Here is a 13,854-nt window from a genome sequence, read left to right on the forward strand (position 1 = left end):
CTCGATTCGGGAGAGGACGGCGCCGGTATGGGCTGGGTTACCGACTGGAGTGCGCAGGCCGCCTGCCGCACTACCGATCCGGATGAACTGTTCGTTCAGGGAGCAGCGCAGAACAGGGCGAAAGCGGTGTGCACCGGGTGCCCGGTGCGGACGGAGTGCCTGGCGGACGCGCTGGACAACCGTGTGGAGTTCGGTGTGTGGGGAGGCATGACGGAGCGCGAGCGCCGCGCCCTGTTGCGCCGGCGCCCCACCGTCACCTCCTGGCGGCGGCTGCTGGAGACCGCCCGTTCGGAGTACGAGCGCGGCACGGGAATCGTGCCCCTCGACAACGACGAGGTGTACGAGAACTACGCGGCGGTCAGCTGAGGGCTTGCCCTCGGCATAGGCCGACGGGGTAGGTACTGGGCTGCCGCGTGTGCCGCTGCCCAGGTGTGGCGGGGCCGCGTGCGCCGCTGTCGTACGGGCGCGTGCGCCATGGGGTCAGTTCCGTGCGGCCCTCATCAGGTCAGTTCCGTGCGGCCCTCGGAGAGACGGTCTCCGATGTCGCGCAGGCCCGCCAGGTCGTGTACGTCGCCGGGGAGGGCCGGGACCTCGACGAGCGCCACCTCGGGGTGGCGCGAGACGAAGCGGTCCCGGGTGCGCTGCTCGCGTGCGAGCAACTGCATCCGGTCGGCGTGCAGCCTGAGCAGGCCCGCCGTCAGCTCGTCGACGGACCGGTCCGGATCGGTGGCGGGGGAGCCTGCGCCGGGGGCCGGGTCCTCGGACGGAGCGGAGTCTGAACTTCCGTACATGTCGGGAGAGTTACGAGATCCAGCTTTCCCGTCCCCCTGATCGACAATGCGGTCCTCCGCAAGATTTTCCGCGGCCGCGAGCGCCCGTTCGGCCGAGAGCCGTCCGGCCCCGCTCGCGTGCACGCGGTTGAGGACCAGCCCGACCAGCGGCATCTTCTCCGCGGCGAGGCGCTCCACGAAGTACGCCGCCTCGCGCAGCGCGTCCCGCTCCGGCGCGGCCACCACGAGGAATGCCGTACCGGGTGCCTGGAGCAGCTTGAACGTGGCGTCCGCGCGTGTACGGAACCCGCCGAAGGTGGTGTCCATCGCGGAGACGAAGGTCTGTACGTCCTTCAGGAGCTGACCGCCCAGCAGCTTGCCGAGCGTGCCGGTCATCATCGACATGCCGACGTTCAGGAAGGCCATCCCGGCGCGGCCGCCGAGCTTGGCCGGGGCGGTGAGGACGCGGATGAGGCGGCCGTCCAGGAACGACCCGAGCCGCTTGGGCGCGTCCAGGAAGTCCAGCGCGTTGCGGGAGGGCGGGGTGTCGACGACGATCAGGTCCCACTCGTCCTTGGCGCGGAGCTGGCCGAGCTTCTCCATCGCCATGTACTCCTGCGTGCCCGCGAAGCCTCCGGAGACCGTCTGGTAGAAGGGGTTCGCCAGGATCTGGGCGGCCCGCTCGGGGTCCGCGTGCGCCTCCACGACCTCGTCGAAGGTGCGCTTCATGTCGAGCATCATGGCGTGCAGTTCGCCGCCCGGGGTGTCGTCGGACCCGGCGTCCGGACGGCGGTCCTCGGTGCCCTTGACCCGGCGCGGCACGTTGTCCAGCGAGTCGATGCCCATGGACTGGGCGAGCCGCTTGGCCGGGTCGATGGTGAGGACGACCACCTTGCGGCCCCGCTCGGCCGCGCGCAGCGCGAGCGCCGCCGCCGTCGTGGTCTTGCCGACCCCGCCGGAGCCGCAGCACACCACGATCCGGGTCCCGGGGTCGTCCAGGAGCGCGTCCACGTCGAGCGCGCGGGCGGGGGACAGGCCGGGGCGCTCGCCGTCCTCGGCGTGCGCTCCGGCGGCCTTCGGCCGTGCCGGGTCCGGACTCATGACAACCCCTGCTTCCGCAGCTCGGTGGCGAGTTCGTACAGGCCCGCGAGGTCCATGCCCTCGGCGAACAGCGGAAGTTCGCGCATGGGCAGGTCCAGCTCGGCGAGGACCGTGCGCTGCTCCTGCTCCAGCGCGTACCGCTCGGCGTACTCGGCGGCCTGGTTCAGCAGCGGGTCGACCAGCCGCTCGGCGTTGCCGCCGCGGCGGGCGCCGCCGAGTCCGGCCGCGGACAGCGCGCGGGCGACGGCGGAGTGCGAGACCGTGCGGGCGAGTTCCAGGTCGGCCGCGTCCAGCACCTCGGGGCGGACCATGTTGACGATGATCTCGCCCACCGGAAGCCCCGCCGCGCGGAGTTCGGCGATGCCGTCGGCGGTCTCCTGGACCGGCATCTCCTCCAGGAGCGTCACCAGGTGCACCGCCGTCTCGGGCGACTTCAGCACCCGCATCACGGCCTGCGCCTGATTGTGTATCGGGCCGATCTTGGCGAGGCCCGCCATCTCGTCGTTGACGTTCAGGAAGCGGGTGATGCGGCCGGTCGGGGGCGCGTCCATGACGACGTGGTCGTAGAGGAAGCTGCCCTGCTTGTCCTTGCGGCGCACCGCCTCGCACGCCTTGCCGGTCAGCAGTACGTCTCTGAGGCCCGGTGCGATGGTGGTCGCGAAGTCTATGGCGCCCAGTTTCCGCAGGGCGCGGCCCGCGCCGCCGAGTTTGTAGAACATCTGGAGGTAGTCCAGAAGGGCCTGTTCGGGATCGATGGCGAGTGCGTACACCTCCCCGCCCCCGGGAGCGACGGCGATCTTCCGCTCCTCGTAGGGCAGCGCCTCGGTCTCGAAGAGCTGTGCGATGCCTTGCCGGCCCTCGACCTCCACGAGAAGCGTCCGCTTCCCCTCGGTCGCGAGGGCCAGCGCGAGGGCGGCGGCGACCGTCGTCTTTCCGGTCCCGCCCTTGCCGCTGACGACCTGGAGCCTGCTCACGTCTTCGAGACTAACCAGTCCGGGCCACAGTCACGCGGGAGGCTGTGGATAACAGCGACTACAGTCGGCCCCATGACCAAGTGGGAATACTCGACCGTGCCGCTGCTCGTCCACGCCACGAAGCAGATTCTGGACAACTGGGGCGAGGACGGCTGGGAGCTCGTCCAGGTCGTGCCCGGACCGAACCCGGAGCAGCTCGTGGCCTACCTGAAGCGGGAGAAGCAGGCGTGAGCGCGGTGGAGGCCCGGCTGGCCGAACTCGGGCTGACACTGCCCGAGGTCGTGCCGCCGCTGGCCGCCTACCAGCCGGCCGTGCTGTCCGGTGTGTACGTCCACACCGCGGGCCAGCTGCCCATGGTGGACGGGCAGCTGCCGGTCACCGGCAAGGTGGGCGCCGAGGTCACCGCGGAGGAGGCCAAGGACCTCGCCCGCACCTGCGCGCTGAACGCGCTGGCCGCCGTGAAGTCCGTCGCGGGTGATCTGGATCGCATCGCCCGCGTGGTGAAGGTCACGGGCTTCGTGGCCTCCGCGTCCGACTTCACCGGCCAGCCCGGCGTCCTCAACGGCGCCAGCGAACTGCTCGGCCAGGTCCTCGGCGACCGGGGCGTGCACGCCCGCAGCGCGGTCGGCGTCGCGGTGCTGCCGCTGGACGCGCCGGTGGAGGTCGAGATCCAGGTGGAGCTGCTTCCGTGAGCCGGGCGGAGCTGCTTCCGTAGACCAGGCGGAGCGGCTTCCGTGATCCATGGGTGGTCGCTCACGTAACACCCACGTCAAACACCCCGCACGACCCCCGGCCACCTCTCGAACATTCGCTCTGTCCGGGATAGCCTCCGGCCATGGCGAACGGTCAGTGGTACCCCCCGGAGTGGCCGGACCGCATCCGCGCGCTCGCGGACGGCACGCTCACTCCCGTGGCGCCCAGACGCGCGGCGACCGTGATGCTGCTGCGGGACACACCGGCCGGGCCTGCCGTGCACATGCTGCGCAGACGCGCCTCCATGGCTTTCGCCGGAGGCGCGTACGCGTATCCGGGCGGCGGGGTCGACCCGCGCGACGACGACCGTGAGATCGGCTGGGCGGGCCCCTCGCGCGCGTGGTGGGCCGAGCGGCTCGGAGTGGACGAGAGCAGCGCCCAGGCCGTCGTCTGCGCGGCCGTGCGGGAGACGTTCGAGGAGGCGGGCGTCCTGCTCGCCGGGAGCGGCCCCGACGCGGTCGTGGGCGACACCGGCGGCGACGACTGGGAGGCCGACCGCGCCGCCCTGACCGCCCACGAGCTGTCCTTCGCCGAGTTCCTGGACCGCCGGGGCCTGGTCCTGCGCTCCGACCTGCTCGGCGCCTGGACCCGCTGGATCACCCCGGAGTTCGAGTCCCGCCGCTACGACACCTGGTTCTTCGCCGCCGCCCTCCCCCAGGGCCAGCGCACCCGCGAGACCTCGGGCGAGGCCGACCGCACGGTCTGGACACGCCCCGAGGAGGCCGCCGCCGGGTACGACCGGGGCGAGCTGCTGATGATGCCGCCCACCATCGCCACCCTGCGCCAGCTGCTGCCGTACGGCACCGCCGCCGACGTGCTCGCGGCCGCGCCGGAGCGGGACATGACCCCGGTGCTCGCGCGCGCCCGGCTGCGGGGCGGCGAGGTCGTGCTGAGCTGGCCGGGGCACGACGAGTTCACCAGGCACGTCCAGGCGGCCCCCGGCGGAGGTGCGGCATGACCGACGCCGCCGTACTGCCCGGACAGCCCCGGAACGTGGTCGCCTCGGGCCCCGCGACCGAACGGGCCGTCAACGTCCTCGCGCCCAACGCCTCCGCGATGACCCTGGACGGCACCAACACCTGGATCGTCGCCGAGCCGGACTCCGACCTGGCCGTGGTCATAGACCCCGGGCCCCTGGACGAGGGCCATCTGCGCGCGGTCGTGGACGCGGCGGAGCGGGACGGGCGGCGCATAGCCCTCACCCTGCTCACCCATGGCCACGCCGACCACGCCGAGGGCGCCTCCCGCTTCGCGGAACTGACCGGCACGCGCGTGCGTGCCCTCGACCCGGCGCTGCGCCTGGGCGACGAGGGGCTGGCGGCCGGAGACGTGATCACCACCGGCGGGCTCGAACTGCGGGTCGTAGCGACCCCGGGGCACACCTCGGACTCGCTGAGCTTCCATCTCCCGGCCGACGGCGCGGTGCTGACCGGCGACACGATCCTCGGGCGCGGCACGACCATGGTGGCGCACCCCGACGGCCGTCTGGGTGAGTACCTGGCCTCCCTGCGCCGGCTGCGCTCGCTCACCGTGGACGACGGCGTGCACACCGTTCTGCCGGGCCACGGGCCGGTCCTGGAGGACGCCCAGGGCGCCGTCGAGTTCTATCTCGCCCACCGCGCCCACCGGCTCGCCCAGGTCGAGACGGCCGTGGAGAACGGCCACCGCGGCGCGCCCGCGATCGTCGCCCACGTCTACGCCGACGTGGACCCCTCGCTGTGGCCCGCGGCCGAGCTGTCCGTCCGCGCCCAGCTGGACTATCTGGGTGAGCACGGGCTCATCTGACCGGCCCCGCTGATCCAGCAGGCCCCGCCGATCCGACCGGCGCCGCCGATCCGGCCGTCGCTACGGCGTGACCTCCTCCGGACGGAGGACCTTCTCGCCGTGCACGCGCGCGTACTCGGCGGCGAGCCAGGGGCCGAGGTCGTCCGTGTACAGCCGCAGCACCCCCGTGTCCCCGGCGGGCTCGCGGCCGTAGCGCGCCGCCACGCGCATCGGGGCGGCCCGCTCCGGGTGGTACGCCCCGAAGACCTCCGCCATCTCGCCCAGGTCGCTCGTCCAGCCCCGCCAGCGGGGCATGACCAGGGTGAAGCCGGTGCGCACGAGATGCCGGGACATGAAGCGCACCAGCGGTCTGCGCGCCTCCTCGGTGTCCGGCGCGGCCGCGATCCGGGTCCGCCAGCGGGGCAGCAGCCGGGCGAGGTCGCCGTTGGTCTCGCGGGCCAGCAGGGAGGTCGGGCGGTAGCGGGGCAGCAGGGCGGCCAGGTCGTCCCCGGCGAGCGGGGTGCACAGGCAGGCCACGAACCAGCCCAGGTCGTGCCGCTCCGCCTCGCTCAGCAGCCGCTCCCGGCCGTACAGGAGGGTGCCCACGCCGTCGATCACGCCGTACTCCCGGTCCAGGGCCGCCCCGAGGGCGTTCGCGACGGTCCGGTCGGCCTCGGTCGGCTCCGCGCGCAGCGCGACCAGCAGGTCCAGGTCGCTGCGGCCCTCGCGCGCGGTGCCGCGCGGGACCGAGCCGTACAGGTAGGCGCTGTCCAGGCGGTCGCCGTAGGCGGCGGTGAGGCGGTCGCGCGCGGCGGCCACGACCGGGCGGAAGGCGGGCGGCACGCGCGCGAGGGAGCCCTCGCGCGCGATGAACCCGTCGGGGTCCAGGCCGTGCGGGGCGGGAAGGCGCTGAGGCTCGGGCATACCCCGCACTCTGCCGGTACGGGGCGGTGCGGATCAGCCGAATTACGGCGATTGCGACGGCCCGGTACGCGGGAGGACACCGGCCGGGCCCACGGGAAGGGGCCCCGCCGTCCGGCAGGGCCCCTGTCACCGTGTGCGGGTCGGGTCAGCGCGAGCGCTTCGCCAGGCGCTCCACGTCCAGCAGGATCACGGCCCGCGCCTCCAGGCGCAGCCAGCCGCGCTGGGCGAAGTCGGCCAGCGCCTTGTTCACGGTCTCGCGGGAGGCGCCCACCAGCTGGGCCAGCTCCTCCTGGGTGAGGTCGTGGACGACGTGGATGCCCTCCTCGGACTGCACGCCGAAGCGGCGCGAGAGGTCGAGCAGAGCGCGCGCGACGCGGCCGGGGACATCGGAGAAGACCAGGTCGGACATGGCGTCGTTGGTCTTGCGCAGCCGGCGGGCGACGGCGCGCAGCAGGGCCGTGGCCACCTCGGGGCGCGCGTTCAGCCAGGGCTGGAGGTCGCCGTGGCCGAGGCCGAGCAGCTTGACCTCGGTCAGCGCCGTGGCGGTCGCCGTGCGCGGGCCCGGGTCGAAGAGCGACAGCTCGCCGATCAGCTCACCGGGGCCGACGACGGCCAGCATGTTCTCCCGCCCGTCGGGGGAGGTGCGGTGAAGCTTGACCTTGCCCTCCGTGACGACGTACAGCCGGTCGCCGGGGTCGCCCTCGTGGAACAGGGAGTCTCCACGGGCGAGGGTCACCTCACTCATGGAGGCGCGAAGCTCCGCGGACTGCTCGTCGTCGAGAGCCGCGAAGAGCGGGTTGCGCCGCAGAACGTCGTCCACGAGTTCTCTCCTTGTCGACCTGCTCAGGGGATGGTTCTCCCCCACGTGCCAGGGGACCGTGCTCCCCATTTTGCCGGACGGTCCAAACAGTGTGATCTGTCACAAGGATGCCGCACACGTGTCCCAACGTGAGCGGCAGGGGTCCAATCGGGGGCTGATCCTCCGGGTCCGGGGCGGATGTCGGTGCCGGGCTTTAGGCTGGCCGGGTGTCCAAACAGCCGGTGAGAGCACAGGCCGAGGGGGCTGAACGGGTGACCGTGCGCCGCGATTCCGCCGTGGGCGAACAGGGTTCCGATGGAAGTGGCAAAAAGGTGAAAACCGTAAAAAAGGCTGCGGCGAAGAAGGTGGCCGGCGAGTCCCGCACCGCCCTGGTCCGCCGCGCCCGCCGGATCAACCGCGAGCTGGCCGAGGTCTACCCCTACGCCCACCCCGAGCTGGATTTCGAGAACCCCTTCCAGCTCGTGGTCGCCACGGTCCTGTCGGCCCAGACCACCGACCTGCGCGTCAACCAGACGACCCCGGCGCTCTTCGCCAAGTACCCGACCCCCGAGGACCTCGCGGCCGCCGACCCGCAGGAGGTCGAGGAGATCCTGCGGCCCTGCGGCTTCTTCCGGGCCAAGACCCGCTCGGTCATAGGGCTCTCCAAGGCCCTCGTGGAGGACTTCGGCGGCGAGGTGCCCGGAAAGCTCGAGGACCTGGTCAAGCTGCCCGGAGTCGGCCGCAAGACCGCCTTCGTGGTCCTCGGCAACGCCTTCGGACGCCCTGGGATCACCGTGGACACCCACTTCCAGCGGCTGGTGCGGCGCTGGAAGTGGACCGAGGAGACCGAACCCGAGAAGATCGAGGCAGCCGTCGGGGCGCTGTTCCCCAAGAAGGACTGGACCGACCTGTCCCACCACGTGATCTGGCACGGCCGCCGCATCTGCCACGCCCGCAAGCCCGCCTGCGGCGTCTGCCCCATCGCCCCGCTCTGCCCCTCGTACGGCGAGGGCGAGACGGACCCCGAGAAGGCGCGGAAGCTCCTCAAGTACGAGAAGGGCGGCTTCCCCGGCCAGCGGCTGAACCCGCCGCAGGCGTATCTGGACGCGGGCGGCATCGCGGCCCCGCCGCTGGGGGCCGGATGACGGCGGAGGCCGCGGGCCGGACGACGGCAGGGGCGCGGGGAGCACGGGCGTTGGCGACGGCGAGGGGGCGGGCATGACGTACACGCGGGACACGCACGAGGGGCCGGTGGCCGTGCGCCGGGAGGGGCTGCCCGGCTGGCTGGAGCCGGTGGTCCGCGCGGCCGAGACGGTCCAGCCGCTCCAGCTGAGCCGCTTCCTGCCGCCGGAGAACGGCTCGGGCCGCCAGTCTGCGGTGCTGATCCTCTTCGGCGAGGGCGAGCGCGGCCCCGAGCTGCTGCTGATGGAGCGCGCCGGTTCGCTGCGCTCGCACGCGGGCCAGCCGTCCTTCCCCGGTGGCGCGCTCGATCCGGTGGACGGCGACCCGAAGGCCGACGGACCGCTGCGGGCCGCCCTGCGCGAGGCCGAGGAGGAGACCGGGCTCGACCCGGCGGGCGTGCAGCTCTTCGGCGTGCTGCCCGCGCTCTACATCCCGGTCAGCGAGTTCGTCGTCACGCCCGTCCTCGGCTGGTGGCGCGAGCCCAGCCCGGTCGGCGTCGTCGACCCCAACGAGACCGCACGGGTCTTCACCGTCCCCGTGGCGGATCTCACGGACCCCGCCAACCGCGCCATGGCCACCCACCCCAGCGGCCACCGAGGCCCGGCGTTCCTGGTCGAATCGGCCCTGGTGTGGGGCTTCACCGCCGGGGTGATCGACCGGCTGCTGCACTACGCGGGCTGGGAAATGCCCTGGGACCGATCCCGGCAGGTCCCGCTCGACCGGCGGTCGTGACAGGGTGTCCGTGCGGTGTTTTCCCCGGGGACACGACAGCGGCGGGCCTGCCGCCGCTCCCCGGGTCCCCGGCCGAGCCGCCGGGGCCGGAGCGAAAGTGATGGGGCGGGGCCAGAAGCGGTGAACGTGCTCGACATCCTCCTGCTGGCCGCGGCCGCCTGGTTCGCGGTCGTCGGCTACCGCCAGGGCTTCGTCGTCGGCATCCTGTCGGTGACCGGCTTCCTCGGCGGCGGTCTCGTCACCGTCTACGCGCTCCCGGTGATCTGGGACGCCGTGACCGGCGGCCGCAAGGTCGGCACCACGCTCGCCGTGGTGGCCGTGGTCGTCGTCATCGTCGTGGCCTCCGTCGGCCAGGCCCTGACCACACACCTCGGCGGCCGGCTGCGCCGCCACATCACGTGGTCACCGGCCCGCGCCCTGGACGCCACCGGCGGCGCGCTCGTCAACGTCGCCGCCATGCTGCTGGTCGCCTGGCTGCTCGGCTCCGCCCTCGCCCAGACCACGCTGCCGACGGTCGGCCGCGAGGTGCGCGACTCCCGGGTGCTGGTCGGCATGGACCAGATGCTGCCGGGTCAGGCCGACATCTGGTTCAAGGACTTCACCTCCGTCCTCGCGCAGAACGGCTTCCCGCAGGTCTTCAGCCCGTTCTCGAACGAGCCCATCCAGGAGGTCCAGCCGCCCGACCCGGCCCTCGCGCGCAGCGCGGTCGCCGTGCGGGCCCAGCGCTCCATCGTGAAGGTCACCGGCACCGCGCACAGTTGCGGCAAGGTCCTGGAGGGCACGGGCTTCGTCTTCGGCGACCGCCGCGTGATGACCAACGCGCACGTGGTGGGCGGCGTCGAGGAACCCACCGTCCAGATAGGCGGCGAGGGCCGCAAGTACGAGGCCAGGGTCGTGCTGTACGACTGGCGGCGCGACATCGCCGTCCTGGACGTGCCCGACCTGACGGCGCCCGCACTGCGGTTCTCCACCCAGGACGCCGACGGCGGCAACGGCGCGATCGTGGCCGGGTTCCCGGAGAACGGCTCGTACGACGTGCGCGCGGCGCGCGTGCGCGGGCGCATCACGGCCAACGGGCCGGACATCTACCACCGGGGCACCGTCGCCCGCGATGTGTACTCGCTCTACGCCACCGTCCGCCAGGGCAACTCCGGCGGCCCGCTGCTCACCCCCAAGGGGAGGGTGTACGGCGTGGTGTTCGCCAAGTCGCTGGACGACGCCGAGACCGGCTACGCCCTGACCGCCGACGAGATCCGCGCCGACATCGCCAAGGGGCGCACCGCCACCGAGCAGGTGGGCACGGACAACTGCGCCCTGTGAGACCCGGTACGGGGGCGGCCTGGCGGCCGGTGCCGTTTCAGCCGTGCGTACAGCCGCGCGCTCGGCCGTGCGTTCAGCCGCGCGGGTGACGCAGGCGTACCGAGACCCAGCGGGCCCGGCGGCGCAGAATGCGCGGAATCCCCACCCTCGGGTCCGCTTCCGCCAGTTGCGGTGTCCCTCGCCGCGCCGAACCGGATCCGGCGAGGGAGCGGCGGTCGCGGGGTGCGTCACTGTAGTCGTGCGTCCAGCCCATACCCCGACGTGTGCCCCCGCCCCAAGGTCGATAACCGCTTCCGCGCCCACCGATCGGCCTATGCGTCAGGCATGTGGCCGTTCGGCGGACAAGTGTTCAGGAACGGTCGGGAAAAGGGGCACTCCGCGCGCCCGAACGGTCACCGGTCGGGTTCGGGGTCCTTCAGCCAGTTGATCAGCTCCGTGGAGAACGCCACCGGGTCCTCCTCGTGCGGGAAGTGGCCGAGCCCGTCGAACAGCCGCCAGCGGTACGGCGCTTCCACGTACTCGCCCGAACCGGCCGCGCTGCGGGTCCGGGTGACGGGGTCGAGGGAGCCGTGCAGATGCAGCGTGGGCACCCGTACCGGCCGCTTCATCCGGCGGTTGAACTGGATGCCGTCGGGGCGCGCCAGCGAGCGCACCAGCCAGCGGTACGGCTCGATGGAGCAGTGCGCGGTGGACGGGATGCACATGGCCCGCTGGTACGTCTCCACGTCCGCGTCCTCCGGCAGGCGCGGTCCGGACCAGTCCCGGATCAGCCGCCCCACCAGCGCCCCGTCGTCGGCGGTCAGCCGGCGCTCGGGAATCCACGGCCGCTGGAAGCCCCAGATGTACGAACTGGCCGCCGTCTGCCGGGTGTCCCGGAGCATCGCCGCCCGCCAGCGCCTGGGGTGCGGCATCGACACCACGGCGAGCCGCCGCACCAGCTTGGGCCGCATCGCGGCGGCCGTCCAGGCCAGATAGCCGCCCAGGTCGTGGCCGACCAGGGCGGCGTCGGGCTCGCCCAGCGAGCGGATCACACCGGTCACGTCGAGCGCGAGGTTGGCGGGGTCGTAGCCGCGCGGGGTGCGGTCGCTGCCGCCCACGCCGCGCAGGTCCATGGCGACGGCGCGATAGCCCGCCGCGGCGAGCGCGGACAGCTGATGGCGCCAGGTCCACCAGAACTGCGGGAAGCCGTGCAGCAGCATCACCAGGGGGCCGTCGCCGAGTTCGGCGATGTGGAAACGTGCGCCGTTGGCGGCGACGTCCCGGTGGGTGACCTTCTCCCCGGAGGGGATGCCGATGCGTACGGCCGGGGCGGCGGCGGGTTCCGTCATGAGGACGAGCGTGCCACAGCCTTGCGCCCGCGTTCGGCCGGAGGCAGCGCGCGCGGGTGCTGCGGGCCGGTCCCGCGGGGGTGCGGCTTGGCCTTCTGGAGCACGCCCGCCGACTCCTTCATCGAAGCGGCCACCTTCTGCGGGCCCTTGCTCTTCTTGGCCTTCTTGGCGAGCGCCAGGCCGACGAGCGCGAGGAGCACGGCGAGCAGCACGTTGGCCGCGAAGGAGAGCAGGAAGCAGAGCGCGAGGTTCCAGTTGCTCCAGGTGCGGATGCCGTACGCCAGCGCGAAGTTGAGCATCGGCAGGGAGAACAGCAGCAGCGCGCCCGCCACCGAGAACGAACCGCCGCTCATCGCACCGCGCTTGACGTCCTGCCTGAGCTGCGCCTTGGCCAGGGCGATCTCGTCGTGCACCAGCGCCGACAAGTCGGTCGACGCCGAAGCGAACAACTGGCCGATGCTGTGTTCGGCGCCGACCGGGCTGCCGTCGGGTGCGCTCATCGCGTTCTCCCTCTGAAGTGGTGCCGTCTTGGTGTACCGCTTGGTTTGTACCGTCTCGTCAGATCATGCCGGACGACCGTTCTCCCCGCCTGCCCCGCCGGGCACTTCCGCACGCGCGTGCCGCGCGGCGGCGGCCTTCTCGGCGGCCAGCCTGCGGTGCTCGGCGGCCCGGCGCTCGTGGATCGCGGCCATGCGCAGGTGGTACGCCGGATCGTCCTGTTCGTAGATGTCGGGGACACCGTCCTCGTCCTCGTCGCGCTCCTCTTCCTCGCACATACCGCGGTACTTCGCATTACGTACCTTCAGCAGCACGGTCGCACAGATGGCCGCGATCAGCGATCCGACGAGGACGGCCGCCTTGACCTCGGCGGTCAGCGCGGCGTCGTCCGCGAAGGCCAGCTCGCCGATCAGCAGCGAGACGGTGAAACCGATCCCCGCGAGCGTCGCGACCGCGAACACGTCCGCCCACGCGAGGCCCTCGCCGAGCGTGGCCCGGGTGAAGCGCACGGTGAGCCAGGTGCCGCCGAAGACACCGACGGTCTTGCCCACGACCAGGCCGAGCACCACACCGAGCGTCTCCGGCCGGGTGAAGACCTGCACGAGCGCCCCGCCGGAGACCGGCACCCCGGCGCTGAACAGCGCGAACAGCGGCACCGCGAGCCCGGCCGACACCGGCCGCACCAGATGCTCGATCCGCTCCCCGGGCGAGCGCTCCTCGCCCTCACGGGTGGTGCAGCGCAGCATCAGCCCCATGGCGACGCCCGCGATGGTGGCGTGCACCCCGCTCCGGTACATCAGCGCCCAGGCCACCAGCGCGAGCGGCACGTAGACGTACCAGCCGCGCACGCCCTTGCGCAGCAGCAGCCAGAAGACGGCCAGGGCGGCGACGGCCCCGCCGAGCGCGGCGAAGTCGAGCCGGCCGGTGAAGAACACCGCGATGATCAGGATGGCGAAGAGGTCGTCGACGACGGCGAGCGTGAGCAGGAAGGCGCGCAGGGCGCTGGGCAGCGAGGTGCCGATGACCGCGAGCACGGCGAGCGCGAAGGCGATGTCGGTGGCCGTGGGCACCGCCCACCCGGCCAGTGAGCCGTCGCCTGTGAGGCCGGTGAGGGTGTACACCAGCGCGGGTACGGCCATCCCGCACAGCGCCGCCGCCACGGGCAGCGCGGCCGCCCTGGGGTCGCGCAGGTCGCCTGCGACGAGTTCGCGTTTGAGCTCCGCCCCGGCGACGAAGAAGAACACCGCGAGCACGCCGTCGGCCGCCCAGTGCGCGACGGAGAGGTTCAGGCCAAGGACGGCGGGGCCGAGATGGAAGTGGCTGACCGCCTCGTAGCTGTCGCGGAGTGCCGGGACGTTCGCCCAGACGAGGGCGGCTATCGCGGCGACGAGGACGAGGACCCCGCCCACGGTCTCGGTGCGCAGCGCGTCCGCGACGGCGGTCCGCTCGGGCAGCGACAGCCGTCCAAGGGCCCGGCGGCCGGCGTTCGGGGTGCGGGGCGCGGTCATCACGGGGGCCTTCCGGTCGCGGGCAGGACAAAACGCTTGCCGACCAGACTTCCCGGCGCACCTTGGGCACGTCGTACGTGCCGATTTTGTTTACTTTACCTAAGTTCGTGGGGTGGCGCACCCCGTTGCGTTGGGGGGCGTACGAGGGCTCGCTGTGCGAGGGGGCGCGTACGGGGGTGTACGCGCGAGGGGTGCCCGGCG

General features: G+C 72.7%; 16 protein-coding genes. 8 read left to right on the forward strand and 8 right to left on the reverse strand.

Annotated features, from left to right (window positions below; all coding sequences use genetic code 11):
- Positions 1 to 27 precede the first annotated feature (27 nt).
- Positions 28 to 366, forward strand: a complete 339-nt coding sequence (wblA, locus tag AB0E91_RS11510; RefSeq protein ID WP_063777071.1) for a transcriptional regulator WblA — start codon at positions 28 to 30, stop codon at positions 364 to 366.
- 134 nt (positions 367 to 500) lie between these two features.
- Here the strand turns inward: wblA and AB0E91_RS11515 are convergent, their stop codons facing one another.
- Both AB0E91_RS11515 and AB0E91_RS11520 read right to left on the reverse strand, forming a co-directional pair.
- The gene (locus AB0E91_RS11515; protein ID WP_361778725.1) at positions 501 to 1,871 is read right to left on the reverse strand and encodes an ArsA-related P-loop ATPase; all 1,371 of its coding nucleotides are present in this window, start codon (positions 1,869 to 1,871) and stop codon (positions 501 to 503) included.
- A complete protein-coding gene (locus AB0E91_RS11520) occupies positions 1,868 to 2,845 on the reverse strand; it encodes an ArsA-related P-loop ATPase (RefSeq protein WP_361778728.1) in 978 nt (325 codons plus the stop codon). Before AB0E91_RS11520 ends, AB0E91_RS11515 begins: the two co-directional genes overlap by 4 nt.
- 72 nt (positions 2,846 to 2,917) lie before the next feature.
- Here AB0E91_RS11520 and AB0E91_RS11525 point away from each other — a divergent pair, with 72 nt between their 5' ends.
- The 4 genes from AB0E91_RS11525 (at position 2,918) to AB0E91_RS11540 (ending at position 5,383) form a co-directional block, all read left to right on the forward strand.
- Entirely contained in the window at positions 2,918 to 3,076 is a 159-nt protein-coding gene (locus AB0E91_RS11525) for a DUF4177 domain-containing protein (RefSeq protein ID WP_018547934.1), read from the forward strand.
- Positions 3,073 to 3,537, forward strand: a complete 465-nt coding sequence (locus AB0E91_RS11530) for a RidA family protein (RefSeq protein WP_361778731.1) — start codon at positions 3,073 to 3,075, stop codon at positions 3,535 to 3,537. The genes AB0E91_RS11525 and AB0E91_RS11530 overlap by 4 nt, the downstream gene beginning before the upstream one ends.
- Before the next feature lie 143 nt (positions 3,538 to 3,680).
- Entirely contained in the window at positions 3,681 to 4,556 is an 876-nt protein-coding gene (locus AB0E91_RS11535; RefSeq protein ID WP_361778734.1) for an NUDIX hydrolase, read from the forward strand.
- Entirely contained in the window at positions 4,553 to 5,383 is an 831-nt protein-coding gene (locus AB0E91_RS11540; protein WP_361778737.1) for an MBL fold metallo-hydrolase, read from the forward strand. Before AB0E91_RS11535 ends, AB0E91_RS11540 begins: the two co-directional genes overlap by 4 nt.
- 60 nt (positions 5,384 to 5,443) lie before the next feature.
- On the opposite strand, the gene AB0E91_RS11545 is transcribed toward AB0E91_RS11540, so the two are convergent.
- Both AB0E91_RS11545 and AB0E91_RS11550 read right to left on the reverse strand, forming a co-directional pair.
- Entirely contained in the window at positions 5,444 to 6,286 is an 843-nt protein-coding gene (locus AB0E91_RS11545; RefSeq protein ID WP_361778740.1) for a nucleotidyltransferase domain-containing protein, read from the reverse strand.
- A 145-nt stretch (positions 6,287 to 6,431) separates the two neighbouring features.
- A complete protein-coding gene (locus tag AB0E91_RS11550) occupies positions 6,432 to 7,106 on the reverse strand; it encodes a Crp/Fnr family transcriptional regulator (protein ID WP_018547939.1) in 675 nt (224 codons plus the stop codon).
- 311 nt (positions 7,107 to 7,417) lie between these two features.
- On the opposite strand from AB0E91_RS11550, the gene nth reads away from it, so the two are divergent.
- From nth to AB0E91_RS11565, 3 genes are all read left to right on the forward strand, one after another.
- Positions 7,418 to 8,230 (forward strand): endonuclease III, encoded by an 813-nt coding sequence (nth, locus tag AB0E91_RS11555; RefSeq protein ID WP_361778743.1) that lies wholly within the window; start codon positions 7,418 to 7,420, stop codon positions 8,228 to 8,230.
- A gap of 73 nt (positions 8,231 to 8,303) precedes the next feature.
- Positions 8,304 to 8,999 carry a CoA pyrophosphatase gene (locus AB0E91_RS11560; RefSeq protein WP_361778746.1) on the forward strand — a complete coding sequence of 232 codons (696 nt, stop codon included), beginning with the start codon at positions 8,304 to 8,306 and terminating at the stop codon, positions 8,997 to 8,999.
- A 120-nt stretch (positions 9,000 to 9,119) separates the two neighbouring features.
- Entirely contained in the window at positions 9,120 to 10,319 is a 1,200-nt protein-coding gene (locus AB0E91_RS11565) for a MarP family serine protease (protein ID WP_361778749.1), read from the forward strand.
- A 73-nt stretch (positions 10,320 to 10,392) separates the two neighbouring features.
- Here AB0E91_RS11565 and AB0E91_RS11570 read toward each other — a convergent pair whose 3' ends face one another.
- From AB0E91_RS11570 to nhaA, 4 genes are all read right to left on the reverse strand, one after another.
- Positions 10,393 to 10,572 (reverse strand): hypothetical protein, encoded by a 180-nt coding sequence (locus AB0E91_RS11570; RefSeq protein ID WP_361778753.1) that lies wholly within the window; start codon positions 10,570 to 10,572, stop codon positions 10,393 to 10,395.
- Between the two features lie 139 nt (positions 10,573 to 10,711).
- Positions 10,712 to 11,647 carry an alpha/beta hydrolase gene (locus AB0E91_RS11575; protein WP_161183591.1) on the reverse strand — a complete coding sequence of 312 codons (936 nt, stop codon included), beginning with the start codon at positions 11,645 to 11,647 and terminating at the stop codon, positions 10,712 to 10,714.
- Positions 11,644 to 12,147 (reverse strand): phage holin family protein, encoded by a 504-nt coding sequence (locus AB0E91_RS11580; protein WP_361778756.1) that lies wholly within the window; start codon positions 12,145 to 12,147, stop codon positions 11,644 to 11,646. The genes AB0E91_RS11575 and AB0E91_RS11580 overlap by 4 nt, the downstream gene beginning before the upstream one ends.
- 63 nt (positions 12,148 to 12,210) lie before the next feature.
- The gene (gene nhaA / locus AB0E91_RS11585; protein ID WP_361778759.1) at positions 12,211 to 13,653 is read right to left on the reverse strand and encodes a Na+/H+ antiporter NhaA; all 1,443 of its coding nucleotides are present in this window, start codon (positions 13,651 to 13,653) and stop codon (positions 12,211 to 12,213) included.
- Positions 13,654 to 13,854 lie beyond the last annotated feature (201 nt).

The organism is Streptomyces sp. NPDC026659, assembly GCF_040638245.1.
Classification (GTDB): Bacteria; Actinomycetota; Actinomycetes; order Streptomycetales; family Streptomycetaceae; genus Streptomyces.